This window comes from Skermanella rosea, from assembly GCF_016806835.2.
GTDB lineage: Bacteria > Pseudomonadota > Alphaproteobacteria > Azospirillales > Azospirillaceae > Skermanella > Skermanella rosea.
Window position 1 is genome coordinate 1,280,143 of the sequence record NZ_CP086111.1, and the last position, 25,206, is coordinate 1,305,348.

Below are 25,206 nucleotides of genomic sequence, written 5' to 3' on the forward strand. Positions count from 1 at the left end.
ACGGCAGGATACTAGTAGAGGGCACATGCCATGCTAAGTCCTAAGCGTACGAAGTACCGCAAGGCACACAAGGGCCGCATCCACGGCACCGCCAAGGGCGGGACTCAGCTCAACTTCGGCGCCTATGGCCTGAAGGCGATCGAGCCGGCGCGCATCACCGCGCGCCAGATCGAGGCGGCCCGCCGCGCGATCACCCGTCACATGAAGCGTCAGGGCCGCGTCTGGATCCGGATCTTCCCGGACGTTCCGGTCTCGACCAAGCCGGCCGAAGTCCGCATGGGCTCGGGCAAGGGCTCGCCCGAGTTCTGGGCGGCCCGCGTCCATCCCGGCCGCATCATGTTCGAACTGGACGGCGTCCCCGGCGACCTGGCCAAGCGGGCTTTCGAACTCGCCGCCGCCAAGCTGCCGATCAAGACCCGGTTCATCACCCGCCTGGGCGAGGAGTTGGATCAATGACGAAGCCGACCGATCTGCGCGCCAAGACCGCCGACGAGTTGAACGACCAGCTCCTGACCCTGAAGAAGGAGCAGTTCAACCTGCGCTTCCGCCGGGCCTCGGGCCAGCTCGAGAACACCGCGCGCGTCGGCCAGGTGCGCCGCGACATCGCGCGCATCAAGACCATTCTGGGCGAGCGCGTGCGCTCGTCCGCGTCGTAGGAGTTTACCCATGCCCCGGCGTGTTTTGCAGGGCACGGTCGTCAGCGACAAGGGCGATAAGACGATTATCGTCCTCGTCGAGCGCCGCGTGATGCATCCCGTGTACAAGAAGTTCATCCGGCAGTCGAAGCGTTACGCTGCCCATGACGAGGCCAACCAGTTCAAGACGGGCGACCAGGTCTTCATCGAGGAATGCCGCCCGATCTCGAAGCGCAAGCGCTGGATGGTCCTTACCGACGCCGCAGCAGCGGCAGCCGCCGGCGCCTCCGCCGGCTGATTGAAGAGGTCTGACATATGATCCAGATGCAAACCAACCTGGAGGTCGCCGACAACAGCGGCGCGCGCCGGGTGCAGTGCATCAAGGTGCTTGGCGGGTCCAAGCGCAAGGTGGCCGCCGTGGGCGACGTGATCGTCGTCTCGGTCAAGGAGGCCATCCCGCGCGGACGCGTCAAGAAGGGTGATGTGCACCGTGCGGTCATCGTCCGCACGTCCAAGGAGATCCGGCGCACCGACGGCAGCTCCATCCGCTTCGACCGCAACGCCGCCGTGCTGATCAACAAGCAGGGCGAGCCCATCGGGACCCGTATCTTCGGACCGGTGACCCGCGAGCTGCGCGGCAAGAAGTTCATGAAGATCATCTCGCTCGCGCCGGAGGTGCTGTGATGTCCGCAGCCAAGATCAGGAAGAAGGACAAGGTCGTCGTCATCGCCGGCAAGGACAAGGGTAAGACCGGCGAGGTGATCGAGGTCCTTCCCAAGGAGAACCGGGTCAAGGTGCGCGGCGTGAACATCGTCAAGAAGCACCAGCGCCAGACCCAGACGTCTGCCGGCGGCATCCTGGAGATCGAGGCGTTCATCCACGTCTCCAACGTCGCCCATGTCGACCCCAAAGACAACAAGCCGACCCGCGTGGGGTTCAAAACCCTCGAGGATGGCCGCAAGGTGCGCGTCGCCAAGCGGTCCGGCGAAGTCATCGATCTGTGAGCGCCACCATGACGACCAGGCTGAAGAAGCAATACGACGACGTCGTACGCCCGAAGTTGAAGGCTGAGTTCAACTACGCCAACGACATGGAAGTTCCGCGGATCGAGAAGATCGTCATCAACATGGGTGTTGGCGAGGCGACCTCCGACGGCAAGAAAGTCAATTCGGCCGTGGCCGAACTGACTGCAATCGCTGGCCAGCGGCCGGTGGTGACCAAGGCCCGCAAGTCGATCGCTCAGTTCAAGCTGCGTGAAGGCATGTCGATCGGCTGCAAGGTGACCCTGCGTCGCGAGCGCATGTACGAGTTCCTCGACCGTCTGGTGACGGTTGCCCTGCCGCGTGTCCGCGACTTCCGCGGCGTGCCGGGCAACAGCTTCGACGGCCGCGGCAACTACGCCATGGGCTTGAAAGAGCAGATCATCTTCCCGGAAATCGATTACGACAAGATCGACGAGATCCGGGGCATGGACATCATCATCGTGACGACTGCGAAGACCGACAAGGAGGCCAAGGCGCTCCTCAAGGGCTTCGACATGCCGTTCGTCAGCTGAGCGGCAGGAGGTTACAGCCATGGCCAAGACGAGTGCCATCCAGAAGAACAAGCGCCGTGAGCGCATGGTCAAGCAGTTCGCCAACAAGCGCGCGGCGCTGAAGGCGATCGCCAAGGACCCCGCTCTGACGCCCGAAGAGCAGTTCGCCGCCCGCCTCAAGCTCGCGGAGATGCCGCGCAACTCGAGCCGGACCCGCGTCCGCAACCGCTGCGAGATGACCGGTCGTCCGCGCGCGTTCTATCGCAAGTTCAAGCTTTCGCGCATCACGCTCCGCGACCTGGCCTCCAACGGCCAGATCCCGGGCATGACGAAGTCGAGCTGGTAAGGGGGGATCGGAAAGATGTCTTTGAGCGATCCTTTGGGCGATATGCTGACCCGCATCCGCAACGGTCAGCGGGCTCACATGACCAGCGTCGACAGCCCGGCATCCAAGCTGCGGGCGAGCGTGCTGGAAGTTCTGAAGCGCGAGGGTTACATCCGCGGCTATTTCCAGGAGGAACTGCGCCCCGGTATCGCGCAGCTCCGGATCGAGCTGAAGTATCACGAGGGCGAGCCGGTCATTAAGACCATCAGCCGCGTGTCCAAGCCCGGCCGTCGCGTCTACTCGAAGATCAAGGACCTGCCGCGCGTCTACAACGGTCTCGGGATCTCGATCCTGTCGACCCCGCGGGGCGTGATGTCCGACAACGAAGCCCGCGCCGCCAATGTCGGCGGTGAAGTGCTTTGCCGCGTGTTCTAAGAGGCAGCCATGTCACGAATTGGTAAACACCCCGTGCCGGTCCCGGCTGGCGTTGACGTCGCCGTCAACGGCCAGACCCTGACGGCCAAGGGCAAGCTGGGCCAGCTCAGCATGACCCTGATCGATGACATCGCGGCCTCGCTCGATGACGGCAAGGTCGTCGTCAAGCCGCGCCATGCGGACAGCAAGCGCGGCAAGATGATGTGGGCGACCTCGCGCACGCTCGTGGCCAACATGGTCAAGGGCGTCAGCGAGGGCTTCACGGTCAACCTCGAAATCAACGGCGTCGGCTATCGTGCCGCCGTGCAGGGCAGCGACCTGGTCCTCCAGCTCGGCTACTCGCACGACGTGACGTATCCGATCCCCGCCGGGATCACGATCAAGACCGAGCGTCCGACCGCGATCTCCGTTTCCGGGGCCGACCGCCAGAAGGTCGGCCAAGTCGCCGCAGAAATCCGTCAGTTCCGTAAGCCGGAGCCCTACAAGGGCAAGGGCATCAAGTACGCGACGGAGACTCTGCTGCGCAAGGAAGGCAAGAAGAAGTAGGGGCACGGCCGATGAAAACGTCAAGGGAACTGAACGTACGCCGCAAGATGCGGGTGCGTACGCAGATCAGGAAGAAGGCGGGCGGCCGGCCCAGATTGTCGGTTTTCCGGTCCAGCAAGCATATCTACGTCCAGGTGATCGACGACAGCGAGGGCAAGACCCTGGCGTCCGCGTCGACCATCGACAAGGATCTGCGCGAGCAGCTGAAGACCGGCGCCGACATCGAGGCCGCCAAGCTGGTCGGCAAGCTGATCGCCGAGCGGGCGACGGCTGCCGGCGTCACGCAGGTGGTCTTCGACCGCGGCGGCTATCTCTTCCACGGGCGCGTCAAGGCGCTTGCCGACGCCGCGCGTGAAGCCGGCCTGTCGTTCTAAGGGGACCCGAATATGGCACGCAATGAAAGAGGCGGCGAGCGCGACCAGCGCGGCGGCGACAACCGGGACCGTCAGAACCGGGGCGGTGGCGACCGCGAAGAGAGCGATCTGGTAGAAAAGCTGGTCGGCATCAACCGTGTCGCCAAGGTGGTGAAGGGTGGCCGTCGGTTCGGCTTCGCGGCCCTGGTGGTCGTGGGCGACGCCAAGGGCCGCGTCGGCGTCGGATCGGGCAAGGCCCGCGAGGTGCCGGAAGCGATCCGCAAGGCGACCGACCAGGCCAAGCGCACCATGATCCGCGTTCCGCTCCGCGAGGGCCGGACCCTGCATCACGACGTGCATGGTCACTTCGGCGCCGGCCGGGTCGTCCTCCGGGCGGCTCCGACCGGTACCGGCATCATCGCCGGTGGTCCGATGCGCGCGATCTTCGAGGCGCTGGGCGTGCAGGACGTGGTGACGAAGTCGATCGGCACTTCGAACCCGCACAACATGATCAAGGCGACCTTCGACGCCCTGGCGCAGGTGGTCAGCCCCCGGGCCGTGGCCGCCCGCCGCGGCCGCCGGGTCAGCGACATCCTGGGCCGTCGCGACGCGACCGGCACCGAGATCAAGGAGGCCTGATCATGGCTGACGAGACCAAGAGCACCGTCATCGTGACGCAGATCGGCAGCCCGATCGGTCGCAAGAAGGATCAGCGCGAGACCCTCGTCGGTCTCGGGCTGAACAAGCTGCACCGCACGCGGGAGCTGGAGGACACCCCTTCCGTCCGCGGCATGATCGCCAAGGTTCAGCATCTGGTTCGCGTCGAGAGCCAGGGCTGAGAACGGGCGAGGGGATAACAAGATCATGAAACTCAACGAGATCCGGGACAATGCCGGCGCCCGCAAGAACCGCATCCGCGTCGGACGCGGCATCGGTTCGGGCAAGGGCAAGACCGGCGGCCGCGGCGTGAAGGGTCAGACCTCGCGTACCGGCGTCGCGATCAAGGGCTTCGAAGGCGGTCAGATGCCCCTGCATCGCCGCCTGCCGAAGCGCGGCTTCACCAACATCTTCGCCAAGGATTATGCCGTGGCGAACCTGGGCAAGATCCAGCAGGCCATCGAGTCCGGCAAGCTGGACGCCTCGCAGACCATCACCGGGGAAATCCTGGTGGCGGCCGGAGTCGCCCAGAACAGCCGCGACGGGGTCCGCCTGCTGGCCAAGGGCGAGCTGACGACCAAGGCGAGCTTCAAGGTGGCGGGCGCCTCGGCGTCGGCCATTGCGGCGGTCGAGGCCCTGGGCGGCACCGTGGAAGTCACGGTGCCCAAGAAGGCAGAAGAGGCTCCCGCGGCCGAATAAAGGTCCGCGATCGACTGGCCGGCGTCTCTTCGGAGGCGCCGGCCATGCCTGTTACGACATACTTCGCACGTGAGCGTCGAGGAATAGAATATGGCATCAGCGGCCGAACAGCTCGCCGCCAATATCAACTTTGGCGCCTTTGCGAAGGCTACCGAGCTGAAGAAGCGGATCTGGTTCACCCTCGGGGCCCTGATCATCTACCGGCTCGGCACCTATATCCCGCTACCGGGAATCGATCCGAACATCCTGGCCGACATCTTCCGCCAGAACTCCGGCGGCATCCTGGACATGTTCAACATGTTCTCGGGCGGCGCCCTGTCGCGTATGACCATCTTCGCCCTCAACATCATGCCGTACATCTCGGCATCGATCATCATCCAGCTCATGACGGCGGTGTCCCCGACGCTCGAGCAGATGAAGAAGGAGGGGGAGAGCGGCCGCAAGAAGCTCAACCAGTACACCCGTTACCTGACGGTCCTGCTGGCCACGGTACAGGCGTACGGCATGGCGGTGGGCCTACAGGGCATGACCGGCTCGGCCGGCGCCGCCGTGCAGAACCCCGGCGTCTTCTTCCTGGCCACCACCGTCATCACCCTGGTCGGCGGCACCATCTTCCTGATGTGGCTGGGCGAGCAGATCACGGCGCGGGGCGTCGGCAACGGCATCTCGCTGATCATCTTCGCCGGCATCGTCGCCGAACTGCCGCGGGCCCTGGCGGGCACTCTGGAACTGGGGCGCACCGGCGCGCTGTCGACCTTCTTCATCATCTTCCTGCTGCTGATGGCGGTGGGCGTGATCTTCTTCATCGTGTTCATGGAGCGCGCCCAGCGCCGGATCATCGTCCAGTATCCGAAGCGCCAGGTCGGCAACCGGATGTTCGGCGGCGAGAGCTCGCACCTGCCGCTGAAGCTCAACACGTCGGGCGTGATCCCGCCGATCTTCGCAAGCTCGCTGCTGCTGCTGCCGTTGACGGTGGCGGGCTTCTCGGGCGGTCAGGGGCCCGAGTGGCTGACCGCGGTCACCACGTATCTCGGCCACGGCCAGCCGCTGTACATCATCCTGTACGTGGCGCTGATCGTGTTCTTCTGCTTCTTCTACACGGCGATCGTCTTCAACCCGACGGAGACGGCCGACAATCTGAAGAAGTATGGCGGCTTCATCCCCGGCATCCGCCCGGGCAAGAACACGGCGGACTATCTGGACTATGTCCTCACCCGCCTGACCGTAGTGGGTGCGGCATATTTGTCCGTCGTCTGCCTATTGCCCGAAATCCTGATTTCGCAGTATGCCGTCCCGTTCTATTTTGGCGGCACCAGCCTTTTGATCGTGGTCACCGTCACGATGGATACCGTCGCGCAGATCCATTCGCATCTGCTGGCGCATCAGTACGAAGGCCTGATCAAGAAGGCTAAGCTGCGGGGGAGGAGAGGATGAATTTGATACTGCTGGGACCGCCGGGTGCGGGCAAGGGGACCCAGGCGAAGCGTCTCGAGGATCGGCACGGACTCGTCCAGCTGTCGACCGGGGACATGCTGCGGGCGGTCGTCGCCAGCGGTGCGCCGCTGGGCCAGCAGGCCAAGGAGATCATGGCGGCCGGCAAGCTGATGCCGGACGAGCTGATGATCGAGATGATCGCCGACCGTATCTCCCAGCCGGACTGCGCCGCCGGCTTCATCCTCGACGGCTTCCCGCGTACGGTCCCCCAGGCCGAGGCCCTGGACCGCATGCTGGAGGAGAAGGGGCTGAAGCTCGACCATGTGATCGAGATGAAGGTGGACGACGCCGCGCTGGTGGAACGGATCACCGGCCGCTACACCTGCTCCAAGTGCGGGCGGGGCTATCACGACACTTTCCAGAAGCCTGCCGTCGAGGGCGTCTGCGACGCCTGCGGCTCGACCGAGTTCACCCGGCGGGCCGACGACAACGCGGAGACGGTGACCACCCGTCTCGGTGCCTACCATAAGCAGACCGCGCCGATCCTGCCCTACTATCAGGCGCGGGGGGTTCTGGAGACGGTGGACGGCATGGCCGACATCGACGAGGTGACCGGGCAGATCGAGGCGTTGCTGAAAGACAAGGCGGCCTGAAAAGGCAGCCTGAAGACTTCCGCAAACCCTCGGTTACGGTTGCAAGACAGACACGGGTTGACTCAAGGAGCGCGGCGGGTATACTCCGCGCTCCTTGGTTCCTGAGGGAGCCGAGACCTGAATACTCGTCCTGATTCGGCGCGGCTGGTCAGGACCGTGACCGAGACGGACGGCCCCTTACGGGCCACAGATCAAATGTTAAGGAGACGAGCGTGGCGCGTATTGCTGGCGTCAATATCCCGGCGCAGAAGCGCGTGGAGATCGGCCTGACCTATATCCATGGTATCGGACCTTCCAAAGCCAAGGAAATCTGCGGCAAGGTCGCCATCCCCGCCGAGCGTCGGGTCAACGAACTGACCGACGACGAGATCCTGAAGATCCGCGAAGTGATCGACAGCGACTACCGCGTCGAGGGCGACCTGCGCCGTCAGGTGGCGATGAACATCAAGCGCCTGATGGACCTGGGCAGCTACCGGGGTCTGCGGCACCGCAAGGGCCTGCCGGTCCGCGGGCAGCGCACGCATACCAATGCGCGCACCCGCAAGGGTCCGGCCAAGCCGATCGCCGGCAAGAAGAAGTAAGAGATAGGACGGACAGGACCCATGGCCAAGCCTTCTGCCGCTTCCGCGCGCCTTCGTCGTCGCGAGCGCAAGAACATCACTTCGGGCGTCGCGCACGTCAACGCCTCGTTCAACAACACCATGATCACCATCACCGACGCGCAGGGCAACACCATCGCCTGGTCGTCGTCGGGTGCCCAGGGCTTCAAGGGATCGCGGAAGTCGACCCCGTACGCGGCACAGATCGCCGCCGAGGATGCCGGCCGCAAGGCCCAGGAGCACGGCATGAAGACCCTCGAGGTCGAGGTCAAGGGTCCTGGTTCGGGGCGTGAGTCGGCCCTGCGCGCGCTTCAGTCGGTGGGCTTCGCGATCACCTCGATCCGCGACGTCACGCCGATCCCGCACAACGGCGTTCGTCCGCCGAAGAAGCGCCGCGTCTGATTTATCGGACGGCTCTCTGCCGGAGCGACCTTCCTCGAAGGCCTCCGGGAGGCGTTTTCTACCGCGCCTCCAGTTGCCCGCCGTTCCGGGAAAACCGGTCATAGAGCCATCATGACCGGTCAAGCATGGGGATGGCGGCCGAGATTGCCGAAACCCTTCCTGTTCAGGGAGGGTGTCGGCATTTCTGCGTTGGCACACTGGAATTGGCGCGTCAACCCGATGGCATGAGGTCAAGACGTGATCCAGAAGAATTGGCAGGAGCTGATCAAGCCGAACAAGCTCGACATCCAGCCGGGCGACGATCCGCAGCGGGTCGCGACCGTGGTCGCCGAGCCGCTCGAGCGGGGCTTCGGTCTCACGCTCGGCAACGCGCTCCGTCGCGTCCTGCTGTCCTCCCTCCAGGGTGCCGCCGTCACCTCGATCCAGATCGAGGGCGTGCTGCATGAATTCTCGTCGATCCCCGGCGTGCGCGAAGATGTGACGGACATCGTCCTGAACATCAAGACCATGGGCCTGCGCCTGCACGGCGACGGACCCAAGCGGATGCGCCTGCGCGCCGACGGCCCCGGCGAAGTGACCGCCGGCATGATCGAGACCGGTCCCGACATAGAGGTGATGGATCCCGACCTGGTGATCTGCACCCTCGACAACGGCGCCCGGCTGGTGATGGAGCTGACGGTCGAGAGCGGCAAGGGCTATGTCCCGGCCAGCCAGAACCGTCCGGAAGACGCGCCGATCGGCCTGATCCCGGTGGACGCGCTGTTCGCGCCGATCCGCAAGGTATCGTACAAGGTCGACAACACCCGCGTCGGCCAGGTCACCGACTACGACCGCCTGTCGATGCAGGTCGAGACCAACGGCGCGGTGTCCCCGGAAGACGCGGTGGCTCTCGCCGCCCGCATCCTCCAGGACCAGCTCCAGCTCTTCATCAACTTCGAGGAGCCGACCCACGCGGTCGCCGAGGAGCGCGGCGAGGAGCCGCCGTTCAACAAGAACCTGCTGCGCAAGGTGGACGAGCTGGAACTGTCGGTCCGTTCGGCCAACTGCCTGAAGAACGACAACATCGTCTATATCGGCGACCTGGTGCAGAAGACGGAGGCGGAAATGCTCCGCACGCCGAACTTCGGCCGCAAGTCGCTGAACGAGATCAAGGAAGTCCTGTCCCAGATGGGTCTGCACCTGGGCATGGAAATCCCGAACTGGCCGCCCGAGAACATCGAAGAGCTGGCCAAGCGTCTCGAAGAGCCGTACTAAGCACCCGACACCATCTCCGTCCGCCGTACCGGTACCCGCCCTCCAGCGGGCCGGGCGGCGGACTTCACCATCGGTCCCGTGAGCGGGGCCAAGCCAGAGGAAGGAGCACGCAACCATGCGTCACGGTATGAGCGGCCGGAAATTCAATCGCACGTCCAGCCACCGCAAGGCGATGTTCAGCAACATGGCCGCCGCGCTGATCAAGCACGAGCAGATCAAGACCACCCTTCCGAAGGCGAAGGACCTGCGTCCGATCGTCGAGAAGCTGATCACGCTCGGCAAGAAGGGCGGCCTGCACAACCGCCGCCTGGCCTACGCCCAGCTGCGCGACGACACCGTGGTCGCCAAGCTGTTCGGCCCGATCGCCGAGCGCTACACCGACCGGCCCGGCGGCTATACCCGCGTGCTGAAGGCCGGCTTCCGGTACGGCGACGCCGCCCCGCTGGCGTTCATCGAGCTGGTCGACCGCGACGTCGCGGCCAAGGGCCAGGACAGCGGCCCGGTCATGGTCGACGACGAGGAAGAGAGCCAGGGTTGATCTGACCGACCCTGCGTTCATGGAAACAAAAGGCAGCCTCCGGGCTGCCTTTTGCGTTTAGAAAGGCATCGAACCTTTCCGGAGGCGGTCATGGTCTTGCAATCCAGAGATTTCTTCAGGGCGGTTACGCTGATCGGCTGCATGCTCTTGGCTGCCTGCAGCGGGCCGGATCGCCCGATACGCGGGGACTCCGCCGTCCCATCCCAGGGCGGCGAGTCTCCCGCGCGTGCCCCGGCGGACGATCTCCGGCCCAACGCGACCCGGGACGACCGCTACTCCTGCCGGCGCGCCTGCGACCGGGACTATTCGGTCTGCATGGATGCCGGGGCCGCGCGGCGCGGTGGTGTACTGGGCAATTCCGGCTATGCGAGCGCCACGTGCGAGCGCCAGCTCAACATGTGCATGGTACGCTGCAACTCCATCCAGTGACGCTTCGGCCAGCCGCTGCGGGCCTCTTCTCCTTTCGATGCGAATACCCAGATTCCGGTGCATGATGCCGCAGCTTCCGTCCCTCCGCCTCGTCCTGCTCCTGGTCGCCGGCCTGGTCACTGTGGATCCAGCCTTCGCCCAGCAGCGCGCCGTCCCGGATACGCGCCAGCAGATCACGCTGTCGTTCGCTCCGCTGGTCAAGCAGACCGCGCCGGCGGTGGTCAACATCTACACCCGGCGGGTGGTCCAGCAGCGTATGTCGCCGCTGTTCGACGATCCCTTCTTCCAGCGCTTCTTCGGCCAGTCCGCCCCCTTCGGCATGCCGCGCGAGCGGGTCGAGCGGTCGCTGGGGTCGGGAGTCATCGTCGCGGCCGACGGGCTGGTGGTGACCAACGACCACGTGGTCAAGGACAGCGACCAGATCACGGTCGTGCTGGCGGACCGGCGAGAGTTCGAGGCGCGGATCGTCTCGACCGATCCCAAGACCGACCTCGCCATCCTGCGCATCACGCCGCCGCGCGGAGAGAGCCTGCCGTTCCTGGCGCTGCACGACAGCGACGACTTGGAAGTCGGCGACCTCGTACTTGCCATCGGGAACCCCTTCGGCGTCGGCCAGACCGTGACCAGCGGCATCGTGTCGGCGCTGGCCCGCACCGCGGTCGGTGTCAGCGACTTCAACTTCTTCATCCAGACCGACGCGGCGATCAACCCCGGCAACTCCGGCGGCGCCCTGGTATCGATGGACGGCAGGCTGGTCGGCATCAACTCGGCCATATATTCCCGGAGCGGCGGCTCGCTCGGCATCGGCTTCGCGATCCCGTCGAACATGGTGCGCACCGTGGTCGAGGCGGTGGCCAACGGAGGCAAGCTGGTGCGTCCCTGGCTGGGCGTGGACGGGCAGCCGGTGACGGCCGACATCGCCAGTTCGCTCGGGCTCGACCGGCCGGCCGGCGTGCTGGTCAACGCGGTCGACCCGAAGAGCGCCGCCGCCAAAGCCGGCCTGCGGGTCGGGGACGTCATCACGGCGATCAACGGGCGGGCCGTCGACGATCCGGAAGCGTTGAAGTTCCGCATTGCCACGCTGCCGGTGGGCGGGCAGGCGGCGCTGACGGTGACCCGCGGCGGCTCCGTCCGCCAGGTCGCCTTCAAGGTGACGGCACCGCCCGAGGATCCCCCGCGCGACACGACCCCGCTCAACGGCCGGCAGCCGCTGGCCGGCGCCACGGTGGCCAACCTGTCGCCGGCGCTGGCGGATGAGATCGGCTTTTCCGGCACGGCCGAGGGCGTCGTCATCCTTGAGGTGGCGCGCAACAGCCCGGCCGCCCGGGTCGGCGTCCAGCCGGGCGACGTGGTGCTCCGGATCGATGATCGCGATGTCTCCAGCGTCGCCCAGCTCGGCAGGCTGCTGTCGCGGCCCCAGCAGAGCTGGCGCGTCACCGTGCGCCGGGGCGATCAGGTGCTGACCTCCGTGGTGGCGGGATGACGCTGTTCTCGGCATCGGCGCCGCGGCCCCTGGCCGACCGTCTGCGGCCCAGGACACTGGGGGAGGTGGTCGGGCAGGACCATCTGCTGAAGCCCGCCGGCCCGATCGGACGCATGGTGACGAGCCATCGCCTCGCCTCCATGATCCTGTGGGGACCGCCCGGCTGCGGCAAGACGACGATCGCGCGGCTGCTGGCCGACCAGACCGAATTCCATTTCGAGCCTCTGTCCGCCGTCTTCTCCGGCGTCGCGGACCTGCGCAAGGTGTTCGACGCGGCCAAGCAGCGGCGGGTCGCCGGGCGCGGGACCCTGCTGTTCATCGATGAGATTCACCGATTCAACCGGAGCCAGCAGGACGGTTTCCTGCCCTATGTGGAGGACGGCACGGTCACGCTGGTCGGCGCCACCACCGAGAACCCGTCGTTCGAGCTGAACGCCGCGCTGCTGTCGCGCGCCCAGGTCTTCGTGCTCAACCGGCTCGACGACGCCGCGCTGGAACTGCTGCTGACCCGCGCCGAGGCCGAGACCGGCAAGACCCTGCCGCTCGACGCGGACGCGCGGCAGGCGATCAAGGCGATGGCGGACGGCGACGGCCGCTTCCTGCTCAACCTGTGCGAGGAGCTGTTCGCCCTGGCGCCCGACAGCCCGCTCGACACGACCGCGCTGGCCGGCACGATCCAGCGGCGGGCGCCCCTGTACGACAAGTCTCAGGAAGGCCACTACAACCTGATCAGCGCGCTGCACAAGTCGGTGCGCGGGTCGGACACGGACGCGGCGCTCTACTGGCTGGCGCGGATGCTGGCCGGCGGCGAGGACCCGCGCTTCATTGCCCGGCGGCTGGTGCGGATGGCGGTCGAGGATGTCGGACTGGCCGACCCCCAGGCTCTTCCCCAGGCGCTGGCCGCGTGGGAGACCTACGAGCGGCTGGGCAGTCCCGAGGGCGAACTGGCCCTGACCCAGTGCGTGATCTACATGGCGACCGCGCCCAAGTCCAATGCCGCCTATACCGCCTCCAAGGCGGCGATGCGCTCGGCGCGGGAGACCGGCTCGCTGATGCCGCCGATGCACATCCTCAATGCCCCGACCAAGCTGATGAAGGGGCTGGGCTACGGCAAGGGCTACGCGTACGACCACGACACGCCGGAAGGTTTCAGCGGCCAGAACTATTTTCCCGACGGCATGCCCAGGCAGCAGTTCTACCGCCCGCCCGAGCGGGGCTTCGAGCGGGAGATCCGCAAGCGCCTGGATTATTGGAGCAAGCTGCGGGCCCAGAAATCCGCCGATCCGGATCCCGAATGACCGGAACCTTCGACGGCTTCGTCGGCATCGACTGGTCCGGCGCCGCCGGCAAGCGCTACCAGGGCATCGCCGTGGCCGAGTGTGCCGCCGGCACCGCGGCCCCGCTCCTGGTCGATCCTCCCGGCGGCGGGCGCGCCTGGACGCGCACCCAGGTGCTGGACTGGCTGGACGCCCGGATCGGGAGGATCGGCCGGGACGGGGGCGGGCGGCTGCTGATCGGGATCGACTGCGCCTTCTCGCTGCCGTTCGACACCGCGGCGGGATATTTCCCGGACGGGAACGGCGACGTCTTCGCCCTGTGGGACCTGGTGGAGCGGGCCTGCCACGCCGATCCCGACCTGTTCGGCGGGGCCTTCCCGCGCGACCCGGCCTATGCCGCCGGCTACTGGACCGCGGGGCCGCGCGCCGAGGGGTTCGCGCCGGGGCGGCGGGCGACGGAGGATGCTTGCCGGGCCGACGGCTACGGCTCGCCGGAAAGCCCGTACAAGCTGATCGGCGCCAAGCAGGTGGGGAAGGGGGCCCTGGCCGGCATGCGCCTGCTGCGGGCGCTTCGCGCCCGGCGGAGCGACGTCGCGGTGTGGCCCTTCCAGGAACCCGGAAACGGCGGCACGCTGGTCGAGATCTATCCCAGGCTGTTCCTGATGCGCGCCGGCTGGGGCCTGCGCAAGGTGCGCAGCTGGACCGACCTGAACCGATGCCTGGCCCTGCTGGACAGCGATCCGGTCGAGGAGGTCCGACGGGAGCCCAGCGACCACGAGACCGATGCCCTGGTCTCCGCCGCCGGCCTGCGCTTCCTGTCCGGCCTGCCGGGAGTTTGGAATCCCGCCGCGCTGACCGACCGTGCCCGCCGGCAGGAAGGCTGGATCTTCGGTGTCGGCATGCGCGGGCCGCCATGCCTTGCTCCAGGCTTCCCGCCCGGCTAGGCTGCGGGCTTCATCGAGGAAGCCCGGCCGCATGACGTTCTCTCCAGCCCTTCTGCTCGCGGTGGCCGCCGGCGGCGCCGCCGGCTCGGTCGCGCGGTTCGTGGTGATGTCCGCGATCGGCCATTGGCTGGGCACCGCCTTTCCCTATGGCACCCTGGCGGTCAATGTCGCGGGCTCCTTCGTCATGGGCGCGCTGGTGGAACTGGGCGCGCTGGCCTGGAGCCCGTCGCCGGAACTGAAGGCGCTGCTCACCGTCGGGGTGCTCGGCGGCTTCACCACCTTCTCCACCTTCTCGCTCGATGCCGCCGTCCTGATGCAGCGGGGCGAATTGGCGGCGTCGGCAACCTATATGGTGGTCTCGGTACTGTTTTCGGTCGGCGGACTGTTCGCCGGCTTGTTCTTGATCAGGGGCATGGTCGGGTGAGCGAGGTCGAAACACGCACTGTCGCCGACGAGGAATCGGAGGTCCGGCTGGACCGCTGGTTCAAGCGGCATTTCCCGCAGCTCAGCCACGGCCACCTGGAGAAGCTGTTGCGGACCGGGCAGGTCCGGGTCGACGGCAAGCGGGCCAAGGCCAATGTCCGGCTGGAGGCGGGGCAGACCGTGCGGATACCGCCGCTCGGCGACCTGCAGGCCGAAACCCCGCCGGGCGCGGCCAAGCCGAAGGTCAGCCGCAAGGACGCGGCGGAGATCCAGGGGCGCGTGCTCTACCGGGATGCCGACGTGCTGGTGATCGACAAGCCGCCCGGGCTGGCGGTCCAGGGCGGCACGGCGACCCCGCGCCACCTCGACGCCATGCTGGACGCGCTGCGGTTCGACGCGGACGAGCGGCCCAGGCTGGTCCACCGGCTGGACAAGGATACGTCCGGCGTGCTGGTGCTGGCCCGCAACGCCTTCGCCGCGACGAAGCTGGCGGCGGCCTTCCGCGGCAAGGATGCCCGCAAATACTATTGGGCGGTGACGGTCGGCGTGCCCCGGCCGTTCCAGGGCAAGGTGGATGCCCCCCTCGCCAAGGAGCCGACCGGCCGGGGCGAGCGGGTCGCGATCGACGAGGAGGAGGGCAAGCGCGCCGTCAGCCTCTACCAGGTGATCGAGCACGCCACCAAGAAGGTCGCCTGGGTGGCGCTGTGGCCGCTGACCGGCCGCACCCACCAGCTGCGCGTCCACATGGAGGCGATCGGCACGCCGATCCTGGGCGACGGCAAATATGGCGGCCCGGACGCCTTCCTGGCCGGCGCCGGGGTTTCCGGCAAGCTGCACCTCCATGCCCGGCGGCTGATCCTGCCGCATCCCCGCGGCGGCCGGATCGACGTGACGGCGCCGCTGCCGGAGCACATGGTCAGGACCTGGGACTATTTCAGCTTCGACAAGGAGGACGACGGCGATCCCTTCGCCGCGGTCGACTGAGGCCGGGCGGGGTTAGCGCTGGCGGATTTTCGTGCTATTGGGTCGGAAAGATACAGGGTCAGAAAAATAAAAGGAAAAGACCGAGGATCATGCCCCTGAACGACAAGTCCCGCCCCGGTTCCAAGCCGCTGCGCCTCGCCCTGTTCGATTGCGACGGGACCCTGGTGGACAGCCAGTACGCGATCGTCGCCGCCATGAACGCCGCCTTCGTGGCGCTGGGCTTGCCGCTGCCCGATGCCGCCGCGGTGCGCCGCGTGGTCGGGCTGCCCCTGGTCCAGGCGATAGCCGTCCTGCTGCCGGACGGCCAGCCGAGGCTCCACGTGACGCTGGCCGACCGCTACAAGCTGGCCTTCGCCGACGCGCGCAACCGCGGCGTCCACGAGGAGCCGCTGTTCCCCGGCATCCGCGGCGCGCTCGACGCGCTGGAGAGCGCCGGGCTGCTGCTCGGCGTCGCGACCGGCAAGTCGCGCCGGGGGCTGGTCGCCACCCTGGACCAGCATGGGCTGCTCGACCGGTTCACGACCCTGCAGACGTCCGACACCGGTCCCGGCAAGCCGCACCCGGACATGGTGTTCCGCGCGCTCGCGGAAACCGGGGTAGAGGCTTCCGACACCGTTGTCATCGGCGACACCACCTACGACATGTTGATGGCCGGCAGCGCCCGCGCCGGCGCGGTCGGAGTCGCCTGGGGCTATCACGAGGTGGCGGAACTGACGGGAGCCGGGGCGCAGCGGGTCTGCGAGACGGCCGACCAAGTGCCCGCGGCCGTCCTGTCGCTGCTCGACCGCTAGAACGCCGCTCAGGCGCAATGGATGAAGTGAGAGATGAAGAGGTTCTACAAGGAAGTATCGGTGGCCCGGACCGACGCCGGACATGAGGTCCGGCTCGACGGGCGGCCGCTCCGGACCCCGGCCAAGGCGCCCCTGGTGCTGCCCCAGGCCGGCCTGATGCAGGCCATCGCCGAGGAGTGGGATGCCCAGCGGGAAAACATCAAACCGGCCGACATGCCGGTGACCCAGTTGGCCAGCACCGCCATCGACCGCATCCCGGCCCAGCGGGCGGAGATCGTCCGCGCGGTCGCCGCCTATGCGGAAACCGACCTGCTGTGCTACAGGGCGGACCACCCGGCCGAGCTGGCGGAACGGCAGGAGCGGGTCTGGCAGCCGCTGCTGGATTGGGCCGCCGTCCGCTACGGCGCCCAACTGGAGGTCCATACCGGCATCATGCCGAAGCCCCAGCCGGCCGAGGCATGCGCGCTACTGGCCCGCGTGGTCGAGGACCTGGACGACATGACCCTGGCCGGCCTTCAGAACGCGACCTCCGCGCTGGGCTCCCTTGTGCTGGCCTTGGCGCTGATGGAGGGCAGGATCTCCGCCGAGGAGGCCTATGCCGCGGCCCAGCTGGACGAGACCTTCCAGATCGAACAGTGGGGCGAGGATGCGGAGGCGACGGCCCGCCGCGCGGCCCTGAGGGCGGACATCCTGGCGACGCGGCGGTATCTGGATCTGGTTAAGGTTTGAATGGTATCAATGGGAACCGGTACCCTTCGGACCGTTCCCAACCATTCCATACGGCGGCCATGACCCTCGACCAGATTGAAGCCAAGATGCGCAAGCGTCTGCCGCAGTTCCGCGCCTTCAACGGCACGGCCCGATTCGACTTCGGCAAGGACGGCCTGCTGCGGCTGGACGCTACCAAGACTCCGGCGACCCTCCAGCGGGAAGACGGCGATGCGGTCTGCACCATCCGCATGACGCTGGAGAATTTCGACAGGATGCTCGACGGCGACCTCAACCCGACGCTGGCGTTCGCGACCGGCAAGCTGAAGGTTCAGGGCTCCATGGGCTCCGCGCTCAAGCTGGCGTCGCTGCTGGAGGAGTGACCTAGAATCCGGAGGGACTCCGGCTGCGGGCCGGGTCCCCGATCAGCAGTTCCCGGAACGCCTCCGCGGCCGGCGGCAGCGAGCGGCCGCCCTTCAGCACGAGGGTGATGGAGCGGCGCAGCCGGGGCTCGGCGATCCGCAGCGACGGGATCGCCGGGTCGAGGCGCAGCTCGATCGCGGTGGAGGGCAGGATCGCGATGCCCAGGCCGGCCCGCACCAGCCCCAGCGCCGTGCTCATGTAGGTGACCTCGTAGGCCGGGGCGGCGAGGTGGCCGAGATCGGCGAAGGCCCGGTCGGTCAGGCGGCGCACGCTGCTCGACATGTCCATCAGGATCAGCGGCTCCCCGGCGAGCCGTTCCAGCGTGACCTCCCGCTCGCGGCTCAACGGATGCGTCGCCGGGACCACCGCCCGCATCTCGTCCTCGAACAGCGGAACGGACGTCAGGCCGGCTTCCGGCTCCAGGTCGGCACCGATGCCGAGATCCACGCTCTCGTCGCGGACCATGGCGTTGATCCGCTCGACCACGGAATCGCGGATCACGACCCGGATGAGCGGATGCCGTTCCCTGAACCGGGCGATCAGCGGCGGCAGCACCGTCGCGGCGACGGAGGGCAGGGCGGCGATCCGCACCACGCCGTAACGCATCGCAGCCATTTCCCGCGTGCCGGCGACGACCGCGTCCATCTCCGCCATCAGCCGGGTCAGGACCGGCAGCAGTTCGCGCCCGATCCGGGTCAGCTCGACCGCCCGGGTGTTGCGGTCGAACAGCTTGACGGCCAGCGCCTGTTCGAGCCGGCGGATCTGCACCGTCAGGGCCGGCTGGGTCAGGTTCAGCAGCTCGGCGGCCCGGGTGAAGCTGCCGAAGCGCGCGACGACGATGAAGGCCCGGATCTGGCGCAGCTCCACATTCATAAAGAAGATTTATTACAGAAATCAGAAAGTTTCAATTCTCTGATCACTCCGCCCAAGTTATGAAAAATAGAGTATTCACAGGCCGCCGCGGAAGAGCCGGCCGGAACCATAAACAATGGAGAGGAAATGCTGGCCGCCCTTGGCTTCGCGACCATCGCCATCTTTCTGATCGCCATCATGACCAAGCGGGTTTCCGTGCTGGTGGCGCTCGTCCTCATTCCCGTCGTGTTCGGCCTTCTGGCCGGCGCCGGCCCGGATCTCGGCAAGATGATGCTCGACGGCATCGTCAAGGTCGCCCCGGTCGGCGTGATGATCATCTTCGCCGTCCTCTATTTCGGCCTGATGCTCGATGTCGGGCTGTTCGAACCCATGATCTCGGCGCTGCTCCGGCTGGCCAAGGGCGACCCGGTGAAGGTGGCGCTCGCCACCGCGGTGCTGACCATGGCGGTCGCCCTGGACGGCGACGGCGCCACCACCTTCCTGATCACGGTATCCGCCATGCTGCCGCTCTACCAGAGGCTCGGCATGGACCGGCTGATGCTGTCCGGCATCGTCTGCCTCGGCGCCGGCGTGATGAACATCCTGCCCTGGGGCGGCCCCACCGTCCGCGCCATGGCCGCGCTGAAAGCGGATGCCTCCGTGGTGTTCAACCCGGTGGTCCCGGCCATGGTGGCCGGCATTTGCTGGGTGCTGTTCGTCGCCTTCATGCTCGGCCGCCGGGAGCGCCGCCGGCTCGGCGTCGCGGATCTCCGCCAGCCCGCCAGCGTCGGGGCGGCGGCGACGCCGGCGTCGCTGCTGAACCAGGGGGGAGGCGTCGAGGAGGCCGGCAAGCGGACCGCGCCGGGCAATCCGATGCTGTTCTGGTTCAACGCCGCGCTGACCGTGGCGCTGGTCGTCGGCCTGCTGATGGGTCTGCTGCCGCTGCCGATCCTGTTCGTCCTGGCCTTCTCGGTGGCTCTGCTGGTCAATTACCCGCGGTGGGAGGATCAGCAGAAGCATCTGGTCTCCCACGCGTCCAGCGTCGTCACCGTCTCCACCATGATCTTCGCCGCCGGCATCTTCACCGGCGTACTGACCGGCACGAAGATGATCGAGGCGATGGCGTCGGCCACCGTGTCGGTCATTCCCGAAGCGGCCGCCGGATACCTGCCGCTGATCGTGGCGGTCGCGAGCATGCCGCTCAGCCTCGTCTTCACGCCCGACGCCTTCTATTTCGGCGTGATGCCGGTGCTGGCCCAGGCGGCGGGAAGCCTCGGCCTGGACCCGGTCGTGATCGGCCGTGCCTCGATCCTGGGCCAGATGACCACCGGCTTCCCGCTGAGCCCCCTGACGGCGTCCACCTTCATCCTGATCGGCCTCAGCGGCGTGACGCTGGGCGACCATCAGCGCTTCATCTTCCCCTGGGCGTTCGGGACCACGCTGGTGATGACGGCCGTCGCCTTCGCCACCGGCGCGCTCTCGAGCTGAGGAGACTTCTTGAATGATACGCATCGGTTGCGGGGCCGGATTCGGCGGTGACCGCCTGGAACCCGCCGTGACGCTCCTGGAGCGGGCCGGCCTCGACTATCTCGTGCTGGAATGCCTGGCGGAGCGGACCATCGGGCTCGGCCAGAAGCGCCGGATGCACGACCCGGAGGCGGGATACGACCCGCTGCTTGACCGTCGCCTCGCCCCCCTGCTGCCGCTGCTGAAACGGCACGGCACCCGGCTCATCACCAACATGGGGTCGGCGAACCCGCTGGCCGCCGGACGGCGCGTCGTCCGCCTGGCGGAGGAGGCCGGCATGGCCTTGACCGTGGCCGTGGTCACCGGCGACGACGTCCTGGGCATCATCGACCCGGCGGCTCCGTCGCTGGAGAACGGCCGGCCGCTCTCCGGCCACGGGCCGATCCTGTCGGCCAACGCCTATCTGGGGGCGGACGCCCTGCTGCCGGCCCTGGAAACCGGCGCCGACGTGGTGATCACCGGACGGGTCGCCGACCCGTCGCTGGTGGTGGCGCCGCTGGCGCACCGGTTCGGCTGGAAGCTCGACGACTGGGACCGGATCGGGCAGGCGACGGTGATCGGGCACCTGCTGGAATGCGCCGGGCAGATCACCGGCGGCTACTTCGCCGACCCCGGCCGCAAGGACGTGCCGGGCTTGGCGGACCTGGGATTCCCCTTCGCCGACATCGATGCCGAGGGCCGCTGCCGGATCGGCAAGCTGGCCGGGACGGGCGGCCTGATCACGGCGGCGACCGTGAAGGAGCAGCTTCTGTACGAGGTCACCGACCCGTCCGGCTATGTCACGCCCGACGCTGTCGCCGATTTCCGCGCCGTGCGGATCACCCCGACCGGCCCCGACCAGGTCGAGGTTGTCGGCGGAACGGCGAAACCGCGGCCGGACACGCTGAAGGTCAGCGTCGGCTACCATGCCGGCTTCGTCGGGGAGGGGGAGATCTCCTACGCCGGGGCCAACGCGCTCGGCCGCGCCCGGCTCGCCGGCCGGATCCTGGACGAGCGCCTGAGGCCGTCGATCCCGGAACTGACCGTCGAGTGCCTCGGCGGCGAGGCGTACCGCCACGGCTTCCTGGAAGGTCTGCCGCCGACCGTCGAGTACCGGCTTCGCGTCGTCGGCCGGGCCGCGGACGCCGCCACCGCCGGGGAGATCGGCCGCGAGGTCGAGGCGATGCTGACCAACGGCCCGGCCGGCGGGGGCGGTGCCCGCGGCAGCGTCCGGGAAACCGTCGGCATCGTGTCCACCCTGGTCGAACGGTCCCGGGTCCGTCCTCAGGTCACCGTCGTGGAGAGCGCCCGATGAAGATCCGCCTGCACGAGATCGCCCATTGCCGGGCCGGCGACAAGGGCGACACCTCCACCCTGTCCCTGTTCGCATTCGACGAGCGGCATTATACGCTGCTGCGCCGGGAGGTCACCGCCGAGGCGGTCGGGCGGCACCTGTCGCGCACGGTCAGGGGCGAGGTGGTCCGGTTCGAGATGCCGAACGTGGCGGCGCTCCAGTTCGTCTGCCGTCAGGCGCTCCGCAGCGGGGTCACCACCTCGCTGGCGATCGACCCCCACGGCAAATGCCTCAGCTCCGAACTGCTCGAGATGGAGATCGAAGCCGGGGAATGATCTCCGTCAGAGTTGACTACAATTAACCTTAATGTAATCCGGATGCGGAATGATCGGCTCCAGGCGGGACGGGTTTGTGCCGGCCGCATCAGGAGAGTGAGCATGTCGGTTGCGGTTGGGCAGTGCTTCGTCAAGGCGGGCGCCTCGTACCCCGACGTATGGCAGGTCGTCAGCATCGACCGGCCGCCGGGTTCCATCGCCCATGCGCGGCTGGTCCGGCTGAGCAACCCCGACGACAGGAAGACGCTGTCGCTGGTTGCCTTGGCCGATCGGCGGCAATATGTGCCCCACGAAGGCAACAAGATCCTGCGCCGCCGGCTGGGGTCGCTCTAGGCGCTCAGGCCGCCGTCTCCGCGGAGGCGAGCGCTTCCAGGGTGTCCTCCAGCGCCGATTCGAGGCGGGCCAGCAGGCCGGCCGACTCGTCGGGAGCGTGGCCGGTATCCTCCAGCAGGTGGGCGATCGCCTGCACCCGGGTCGCGCCGAAGCTGGCGGCCACTCCCTTCAGGCTGTGGGCGGCGCGCCGGGACGACCCTGCATCGCCGGAGGCCAGGGCGGCGCGGAGGGTCGCCAACTCCTCCCGCGCCGATTCGGGGAACATTTCAACCATCATCGCGTAGCTGTCCCCGACGGCCGCGCGCAACTCGTCGAGCCGGCCGGCATCGATCAGCGGCAACTCGACCAGCAGGTCCGTCCCGGGTTCGGGGGCGAAGGCGCCTGCGCCGGAACCTTCCGGAGGGGGGCCGCTCTCCCCGGCTTCGCCAACCGGCCCGTCAGCGCAGGTCAGGGCCGCGATCGCGCGGGCCAGCGCGTTCCAATCGATCGGCTTGGTAAAATAGCCGTCCAGCCCGGCCTGCAGGTAGCGCTCCCGATTGCCGGATACCACGTCGGCGGTCAGCGCCGCGATCGGGACCCGGCCGGCCGGGCCGGGGAGGGCGCGGATCTCGCGCGTCGCGGAGGCGCCGTCGAGCACCGGCATCTGCATGTCCATCAGGATCAGGTCGTAGCCACCGCCCCGCGCCGCTTCGACCGCCGCCCGGCCGTCTTCGACGGCGTCGACCCGGTGGCCCAGCCGTTCCAGCATCCTGACCACCATCAGGCGGTTGACCTCGTTGTCCTCGGCCAGCAGGACGCGCGCCCTGCGCCCGGCCGCGGCGGGAACGGCGCGCTCCGGCTCCGACGCGGGAAGCTCGGCACGGCTTCGTCCCAGCCGCACCGTGAAATGGAAGAGGGACCCTTTGCCGGGGGCGCTGCTGACGCCGATCTCGCCATCCATCGCCTCGACCAGCCGCTTGCAGATCGCCAGCCCCAGGCCGGTTCCGCCGAACCGGCGCGTGGTCGTGGTGTCGGCCTGGACGAACGCTTCGAACAGCCGGGAGCGCTGCTCTTCGGTCATTCCCATGCCGGAGTCCGTCACTTCGAACCGCAGCAGCACCCTGTCGCATTCCTCGTCCCGGACATGGGCGAGCCGGACCCGGACGGAACCCGCCGCGGTGAACTTGATCGCGTTGCCCACCAGGTTTAACAGCACCTGACGCAGGCGGGTCGGATCGCCGCACACGACGGACGGAGCGCCGGCCGGGATGTCCGCAGTCAGCCGCACGCGCTTCTCCGCCGCCCGTCCGGCGAACAGCTGGATCACGTCGGCGACGGTCCGGCGCAGGTCGAAGGCGATCGTCTCCATCTGGAGCTGCCCGGCCTCGATCTTCGAGAAGTCCAGGACGTCGTCGAGGATGGTCAGCAGGATCCCGGCCGAGGCCCCGAGCGTCTGCACGTAACCGCGCTGCTCCCCCGACAGCGGAGTGCCCATCAGGAGGTCGACCATGCCCATCACGCCGGTCATGGGGGTGCGCAGCTCATGGCTCATCATGGCCAGGAATTGCGATTTCGCGTCGCTCGCCTGCTCCGCCACCCGGCGCGCCGCGTCCAGGTCGATCGCCAGCTTGCGAAGCTCCACCGCCTGGGCGGCCAGCCGGTCGCTCGCCTCGCGAAGCTCCTGCTCGTAACGCACCCGCTCGGAGACCTCGCGCATCGCGGTCAGCAGCCCGCCATGGCCCTCGGGCGTTCCTTCCAGCTTCCCTGCCACGCTTTCGAACCACAGCCAGCGTCCGTCGCTGTGCCGGAGGCGGAACACCGCCGACCCGGGCAGGCCGGCCATCATCTCGGCGTGCTTGCGCTCGATCAGCGGCAGGTCTCCGGCATGGACGAACTCGCCCAGGCGGCGGCCCACCATCTCTACCGGGGCGCGGCCGAGTTGCTTCTCGCAGGACGGCGACACATAGAGGATCGTCGTGTCCGGAGCGTGCAGGCAGATGATGTCCGTGGCGCTGTCGGCCAGCAGGCGAAACCGCTGCTCGCTCTCCCGGACCTTCGCCTCCTGCTCGCGCAGCGGGGTGATGTCGGTCAGGATGCAGACGATGCCGCCGTCGCGGGTGCGCCTTTCCGAGACCCGGAAGTGCCGGCCGTCGGGCAGGCGCTGCTCCGCCGGGGCGTCGGGAGGGAAGCGGTGGGCGGCCAGCCGTTCGGCCACCCAGGATTCCCGGTCGGTGCCCGGATCCGCGTCCGGAATCTCGCGCCGGTCGAGGCCGGCCCGGAGGATCTCCTCGAAGGTGACGCCCGCGGGGGAGTCGAAGGCCGCGAGCTGGGGCGTGGCCGCGACGAAATTGTCATTGTACAGCACCAGCCGGTCATCGGCGTCATAAAGGGCGAACCCTTCGGATATGCTGTCGATCACGTCCCGCAGGCTCCGCTGCGCCGTGCGCATGCCTTCCTGGGCCAGCTTGCAGTCGGTGATGTCGTTGCCGACGCTCTGGTATCCCTCGATCCGGCCATCCCGGTCCGCGAGGGCCACGTTGCGCCAGCGGATCCAGCGCTGCTCGCCCGACGGCGTCACCACGGCGTTTTCGTTGACCAGGACGGGTGGACCGCCGTCCCCGACCGTGGTGCGGCTGCCGAACAGCGCGACGACCCGCTCGCGGTCCGAGGCGGCCAGGGTGTCGGCGAAGCGGCTGCCGACCAGGGAATCCGGAGTCCGGCCCAGCATCCGGGCATAGGCGTCGTTGACATAGGTCAGCGTGGTGTCCGGCAGGAAACGCGATATGAGGTCGTGTTGCTCGTCCAGCACGCCGCGGTAGAGCTCCGCCATGCGCGCCAGCTCCTCTCCCGCGGTCCGCCGGACCGTGACGTCGGTCGCGGTTCCCATCAGGCGGGCGGCCCTGCCCATGGAATCCAGCAGCGGGACAACCCCGATCCTCACCCAGCGCGCCCGGCCGTCCGGTGCGAACTGGTGGTCGAACTCGACGGGGCCGACCGGGTTCAGGCGGCCGTGGAGCCGTTCGCCCGGGTCCCGCTCGACGAAGTCCCGGAAAGCCTCGTCGGAGAAACCCGACATCGTCCGGAACAGCCGGTTCATGCAGAGGGGACGGAACGGGCCGCTACGCGGCGCATCCACGACGAAGGTCGGGGCGCCGATGGTCTCGATGATCCCCGGCAGTTCGTTCTCGGCACAGGTCGCGAGCATCGGTGCGTCTGTTCTTTCCCGGTTCGAACGAGGGGAGCGGCACGTTCCCGGCAACCGGTCCGAAACCACCAGGCCGCCGGGCCGGCCTGTACCATGTATAGAGGGGAGCGACATTCCGTCAATCCGGACGTGCGTACCGTTCAAATCGGTCGCAGCCGGCAGCACCGTGGAAACGG

At 67.8% G+C, this 25,206-nt stretch carries 34 protein-coding genes; 32 read left to right on the forward strand and 2 right to left on the reverse strand.

The window, feature by feature from the left end; all coding sequences use genetic code 11:
• Window positions 1-30 precede the first annotated feature (30 nt).
• The 28 genes from rplP to JL101_RS06075 all read left to right on the forward strand — a co-directional run bounded on the left by rplP (window position 31) and on the right by JL101_RS06075 (window position 17,486).
• Window positions 31-456: a 50S ribosomal protein L16 gene (gene rplP, locus JL101_RS05940; protein WP_037453595.1), complete on the forward strand. Its 426-nt coding sequence runs from the start codon at window positions 31-33 to the stop codon at window positions 454-456.
• Window positions 453-656: a 50S ribosomal protein L29 gene (gene rpmC / locus JL101_RS05945; protein ID WP_158044275.1), complete on the forward strand. Its 204-nt coding sequence runs from the start codon at window positions 453-455 to the stop codon at window positions 654-656. The genes rplP and rpmC overlap by 4 nt, the downstream gene beginning before the upstream one ends.
• A gap of 10 nt (window positions 657-666) precedes the next feature.
• A complete protein-coding gene (gene rpsQ / locus JL101_RS05950) occupies window positions 667-933 on the forward strand; it encodes a 30S ribosomal protein S17 (protein WP_158044276.1) in 267 nt (88 codons plus the stop codon).
• Between the two features lie 17 nt (window positions 934-950).
• Window positions 951-1,319: a 50S ribosomal protein L14 gene (rplN, locus tag JL101_RS05955; RefSeq protein WP_158044277.1), complete on the forward strand. Its 369-nt coding sequence runs from the start codon at window positions 951-953 to the stop codon at window positions 1,317-1,319.
• A complete protein-coding gene (gene rplX / locus JL101_RS05960; RefSeq protein ID WP_203098929.1) occupies window positions 1,319-1,639 on the forward strand; it encodes a 50S ribosomal protein L24 in 321 nt (106 codons plus the stop codon). The genes rplN and rplX overlap by 1 nt, the downstream gene beginning before the upstream one ends.
• An 8-nt stretch (window positions 1,640-1,647) precedes the next feature.
• Window positions 1,648-2,190, forward strand: a complete 543-nt coding sequence (rplE, locus tag JL101_RS05965; RefSeq protein ID WP_201073021.1) for a 50S ribosomal protein L5 — start codon at window positions 1,648-1,650, stop codon at window positions 2,188-2,190.
• Between the two features lie 19 nt (window positions 2,191-2,209).
• Window positions 2,210-2,515: a 30S ribosomal protein S14 gene (gene rpsN / locus JL101_RS05970; protein WP_201073019.1), complete on the forward strand. Its 306-nt coding sequence runs from the start codon at window positions 2,210-2,212 to the stop codon at window positions 2,513-2,515.
• 15 nt (window positions 2,516-2,530) lie between these two features.
• The gene (gene rpsH / locus JL101_RS05975) at window positions 2,531-2,929 is read left to right on the forward strand and encodes a 30S ribosomal protein S8 (protein ID WP_201073013.1); all 399 of its coding nucleotides are present in this window, start codon (window positions 2,531-2,533) and stop codon (window positions 2,927-2,929) included.
• Window positions 2,930-2,938: 9 nt separating this feature from the next.
• Window positions 2,939-3,475 carry a 50S ribosomal protein L6 gene (rplF, locus tag JL101_RS05980; RefSeq protein ID WP_158044282.1) on the forward strand — a complete coding sequence of 179 codons (537 nt, stop codon included), beginning with the start codon at window positions 2,939-2,941 and terminating at the stop codon, window positions 3,473-3,475.
• A gap of 11 nt (window positions 3,476-3,486) precedes the next feature.
• Window positions 3,487-3,849, forward strand: a complete 363-nt coding sequence (rplR, locus tag JL101_RS05985) for a 50S ribosomal protein L18 (protein ID WP_201073011.1) — start codon at window positions 3,487-3,489, stop codon at window positions 3,847-3,849.
• Between the two features lie 12 nt (window positions 3,850-3,861).
• Window positions 3,862-4,467: a 30S ribosomal protein S5 gene (rpsE, locus tag JL101_RS05990; RefSeq protein ID WP_228435306.1), complete on the forward strand. Its 606-nt coding sequence runs from the start codon at window positions 3,862-3,864 to the stop codon at window positions 4,465-4,467.
• Between the two features lie 2 nt (window positions 4,468-4,469).
• Window positions 4,470-4,667, forward strand: a complete 198-nt coding sequence (rpmD, locus tag JL101_RS05995; RefSeq protein WP_201073009.1) for a 50S ribosomal protein L30 — start codon at window positions 4,470-4,472, stop codon at window positions 4,665-4,667.
• A 25-nt stretch (window positions 4,668-4,692) separates the two neighbouring features.
• Window positions 4,693-5,184, forward strand: a complete 492-nt coding sequence (gene rplO / locus JL101_RS06000) for a 50S ribosomal protein L15 (RefSeq protein ID WP_203098928.1) — start codon at window positions 4,693-4,695, stop codon at window positions 5,182-5,184.
• 90 nt (window positions 5,185-5,274) lie between these two features.
• Window positions 5,275-6,618 (forward strand): preprotein translocase subunit SecY, encoded by a 1,344-nt coding sequence (gene secY, locus JL101_RS06005; RefSeq protein WP_203098927.1) that lies wholly within the window; start codon window positions 5,275-5,277, stop codon window positions 6,616-6,618.
• A complete protein-coding gene (locus JL101_RS06010) occupies window positions 6,615-7,271 on the forward strand; it encodes an adenylate kinase (protein WP_203098926.1) in 657 nt (218 codons plus the stop codon). Before secY ends, JL101_RS06010 begins: the two co-directional genes overlap by 4 nt.
• Window positions 7,272-7,483: 212 nt before the next feature.
• Window positions 7,484-7,852 carry a 30S ribosomal protein S13 gene (rpsM, locus tag JL101_RS06015; protein WP_158044289.1) on the forward strand — a complete coding sequence of 123 codons (369 nt, stop codon included), beginning with the start codon at window positions 7,484-7,486 and terminating at the stop codon, window positions 7,850-7,852.
• A gap of 21 nt (window positions 7,853-7,873) precedes the next feature.
• Window positions 7,874-8,272, forward strand: coding sequence for a 30S ribosomal protein S11 (gene rpsK / locus JL101_RS06020; RefSeq protein ID WP_201072993.1), 399 nt, complete (start codon window positions 7,874-7,876; stop codon window positions 8,270-8,272).
• A gap of 237 nt (window positions 8,273-8,509) precedes the next feature.
• On the forward strand, window positions 8,510-9,526 hold the full coding sequence (locus JL101_RS06025) for a DNA-directed RNA polymerase subunit alpha (protein ID WP_201072985.1): 1,017 nt from the start codon (window positions 8,510-8,512) through the stop codon (window positions 9,524-9,526).
• A gap of 115 nt (window positions 9,527-9,641) precedes the next feature.
• Window positions 9,642-10,064, forward strand: coding sequence for a 50S ribosomal protein L17 (gene rplQ, locus JL101_RS06030; RefSeq protein ID WP_201072983.1), 423 nt, complete (start codon window positions 9,642-9,644; stop codon window positions 10,062-10,064).
• 90 nt (window positions 10,065-10,154) lie between these two features.
• Window positions 10,155-10,493 carry a hypothetical protein gene (locus JL101_RS06035; protein WP_203098925.1) on the forward strand — a complete coding sequence of 113 codons (339 nt, stop codon included), beginning with the start codon at window positions 10,155-10,157 and terminating at the stop codon, window positions 10,491-10,493.
• 61 nt (window positions 10,494-10,554) lie between these two features.
• Window positions 10,555-11,976: a DegQ family serine endoprotease gene (locus JL101_RS06040; RefSeq protein WP_203098924.1), complete on the forward strand. Its 1,422-nt coding sequence runs from the start codon at window positions 10,555-10,557 to the stop codon at window positions 11,974-11,976.
• Window positions 11,973-13,274: a replication-associated recombination protein A gene (locus tag JL101_RS06045; RefSeq protein ID WP_203098923.1), complete on the forward strand. Its 1,302-nt coding sequence runs from the start codon at window positions 11,973-11,975 to the stop codon at window positions 13,272-13,274. The genes JL101_RS06040 and JL101_RS06045 overlap by 4 nt, the downstream gene beginning before the upstream one ends.
• Complete coding sequence (locus JL101_RS06050) at window positions 13,271-14,197, forward strand: hypothetical protein (protein ID WP_203098922.1); 927 nt, start codon at window positions 13,271-13,273, stop codon at window positions 14,195-14,197. Before JL101_RS06045 ends, JL101_RS06050 begins: the two co-directional genes overlap by 4 nt.
• Before the next feature lie 31 nt (window positions 14,198-14,228).
• Complete coding sequence (gene crcB / locus JL101_RS06055) at window positions 14,229-14,621, forward strand: fluoride efflux transporter CrcB (protein WP_203098921.1); 393 nt, start codon at window positions 14,229-14,231, stop codon at window positions 14,619-14,621.
• Window positions 14,618-15,604, forward strand: a complete 987-nt coding sequence (locus JL101_RS06060; RefSeq protein WP_203098920.1) for an RluA family pseudouridine synthase — start codon at window positions 14,618-14,620, stop codon at window positions 15,602-15,604. Before crcB ends, JL101_RS06060 begins: the two co-directional genes overlap by 4 nt.
• A gap of 89 nt (window positions 15,605-15,693) precedes the next feature.
• Entirely contained in the window at window positions 15,694-16,395 is a 702-nt protein-coding gene (locus tag JL101_RS06065) for an HAD-IA family hydrolase (RefSeq protein WP_203098919.1), read from the forward strand.
• A gap of 33 nt (window positions 16,396-16,428) precedes the next feature.
• Entirely contained in the window at window positions 16,429-17,124 is a 696-nt protein-coding gene (locus JL101_RS06070) for an ATP12 family chaperone protein (RefSeq protein WP_203098918.1), read from the forward strand.
• A gap of 59 nt (window positions 17,125-17,183) precedes the next feature.
• Window positions 17,184-17,486, forward strand: coding sequence for an SCP2 sterol-binding domain-containing protein (locus tag JL101_RS06075; RefSeq protein WP_203098917.1), 303 nt, complete (start codon window positions 17,184-17,186; stop codon window positions 17,484-17,486).
• 1 nt (window position 17,487) lies between these two features.
• On the opposite strand, the gene JL101_RS06080 is transcribed toward JL101_RS06075, so the two are convergent.
• On the reverse strand, window positions 17,488-18,399 hold the full coding sequence (locus JL101_RS06080) for a LysR family transcriptional regulator (protein WP_203098916.1): 912 nt from the start codon (window positions 18,397-18,399) through the stop codon (window positions 17,488-17,490).
• Between the two features lie 126 nt (window positions 18,400-18,525).
• Between JL101_RS06080 and JL101_RS06085 the strand changes: the two genes are divergently transcribed.
• From JL101_RS06085 to JL101_RS06100, 4 genes are all read left to right on the forward strand, one after another.
• Window positions 18,526-19,866, forward strand: a complete 1,341-nt coding sequence (locus JL101_RS06085; protein ID WP_203098915.1) for a CitMHS family transporter — start codon at window positions 18,526-18,528, stop codon at window positions 19,864-19,866.
• A gap of 13 nt (window positions 19,867-19,879) precedes the next feature.
• On the forward strand, window positions 19,880-21,199 hold the full coding sequence (locus JL101_RS06090; RefSeq protein ID WP_203098914.1) for an acyclic terpene utilization AtuA family protein: 1,320 nt from the start codon (window positions 19,880-19,882) through the stop codon (window positions 21,197-21,199).
• A complete protein-coding gene (locus JL101_RS06095) occupies window positions 21,196-21,513 on the forward strand; it encodes an AtuA-related protein (protein ID WP_211111201.1) in 318 nt (105 codons plus the stop codon). Before JL101_RS06090 ends, JL101_RS06095 begins: the two co-directional genes overlap by 4 nt.
• 102 nt (window positions 21,514-21,615) lie before the next feature.
• Window positions 21,616-21,846 (forward strand): hypothetical protein, encoded by a 231-nt coding sequence (locus JL101_RS06100; protein ID WP_203098913.1) that lies wholly within the window; start codon window positions 21,616-21,618, stop codon window positions 21,844-21,846.
• 4 nt (window positions 21,847-21,850) lie between these two features.
• On the opposite strand, the gene JL101_RS06105 is transcribed toward JL101_RS06100, so the two are convergent.
• Complete coding sequence (locus JL101_RS06105) at window positions 21,851-25,030, reverse strand: PAS domain-containing hybrid sensor histidine kinase/response regulator (RefSeq protein WP_203098912.1); 3,180 nt, start codon at window positions 25,028-25,030, stop codon at window positions 21,851-21,853.
• Between the last annotated feature and the right edge of the window lie 176 nt (window positions 25,031-25,206).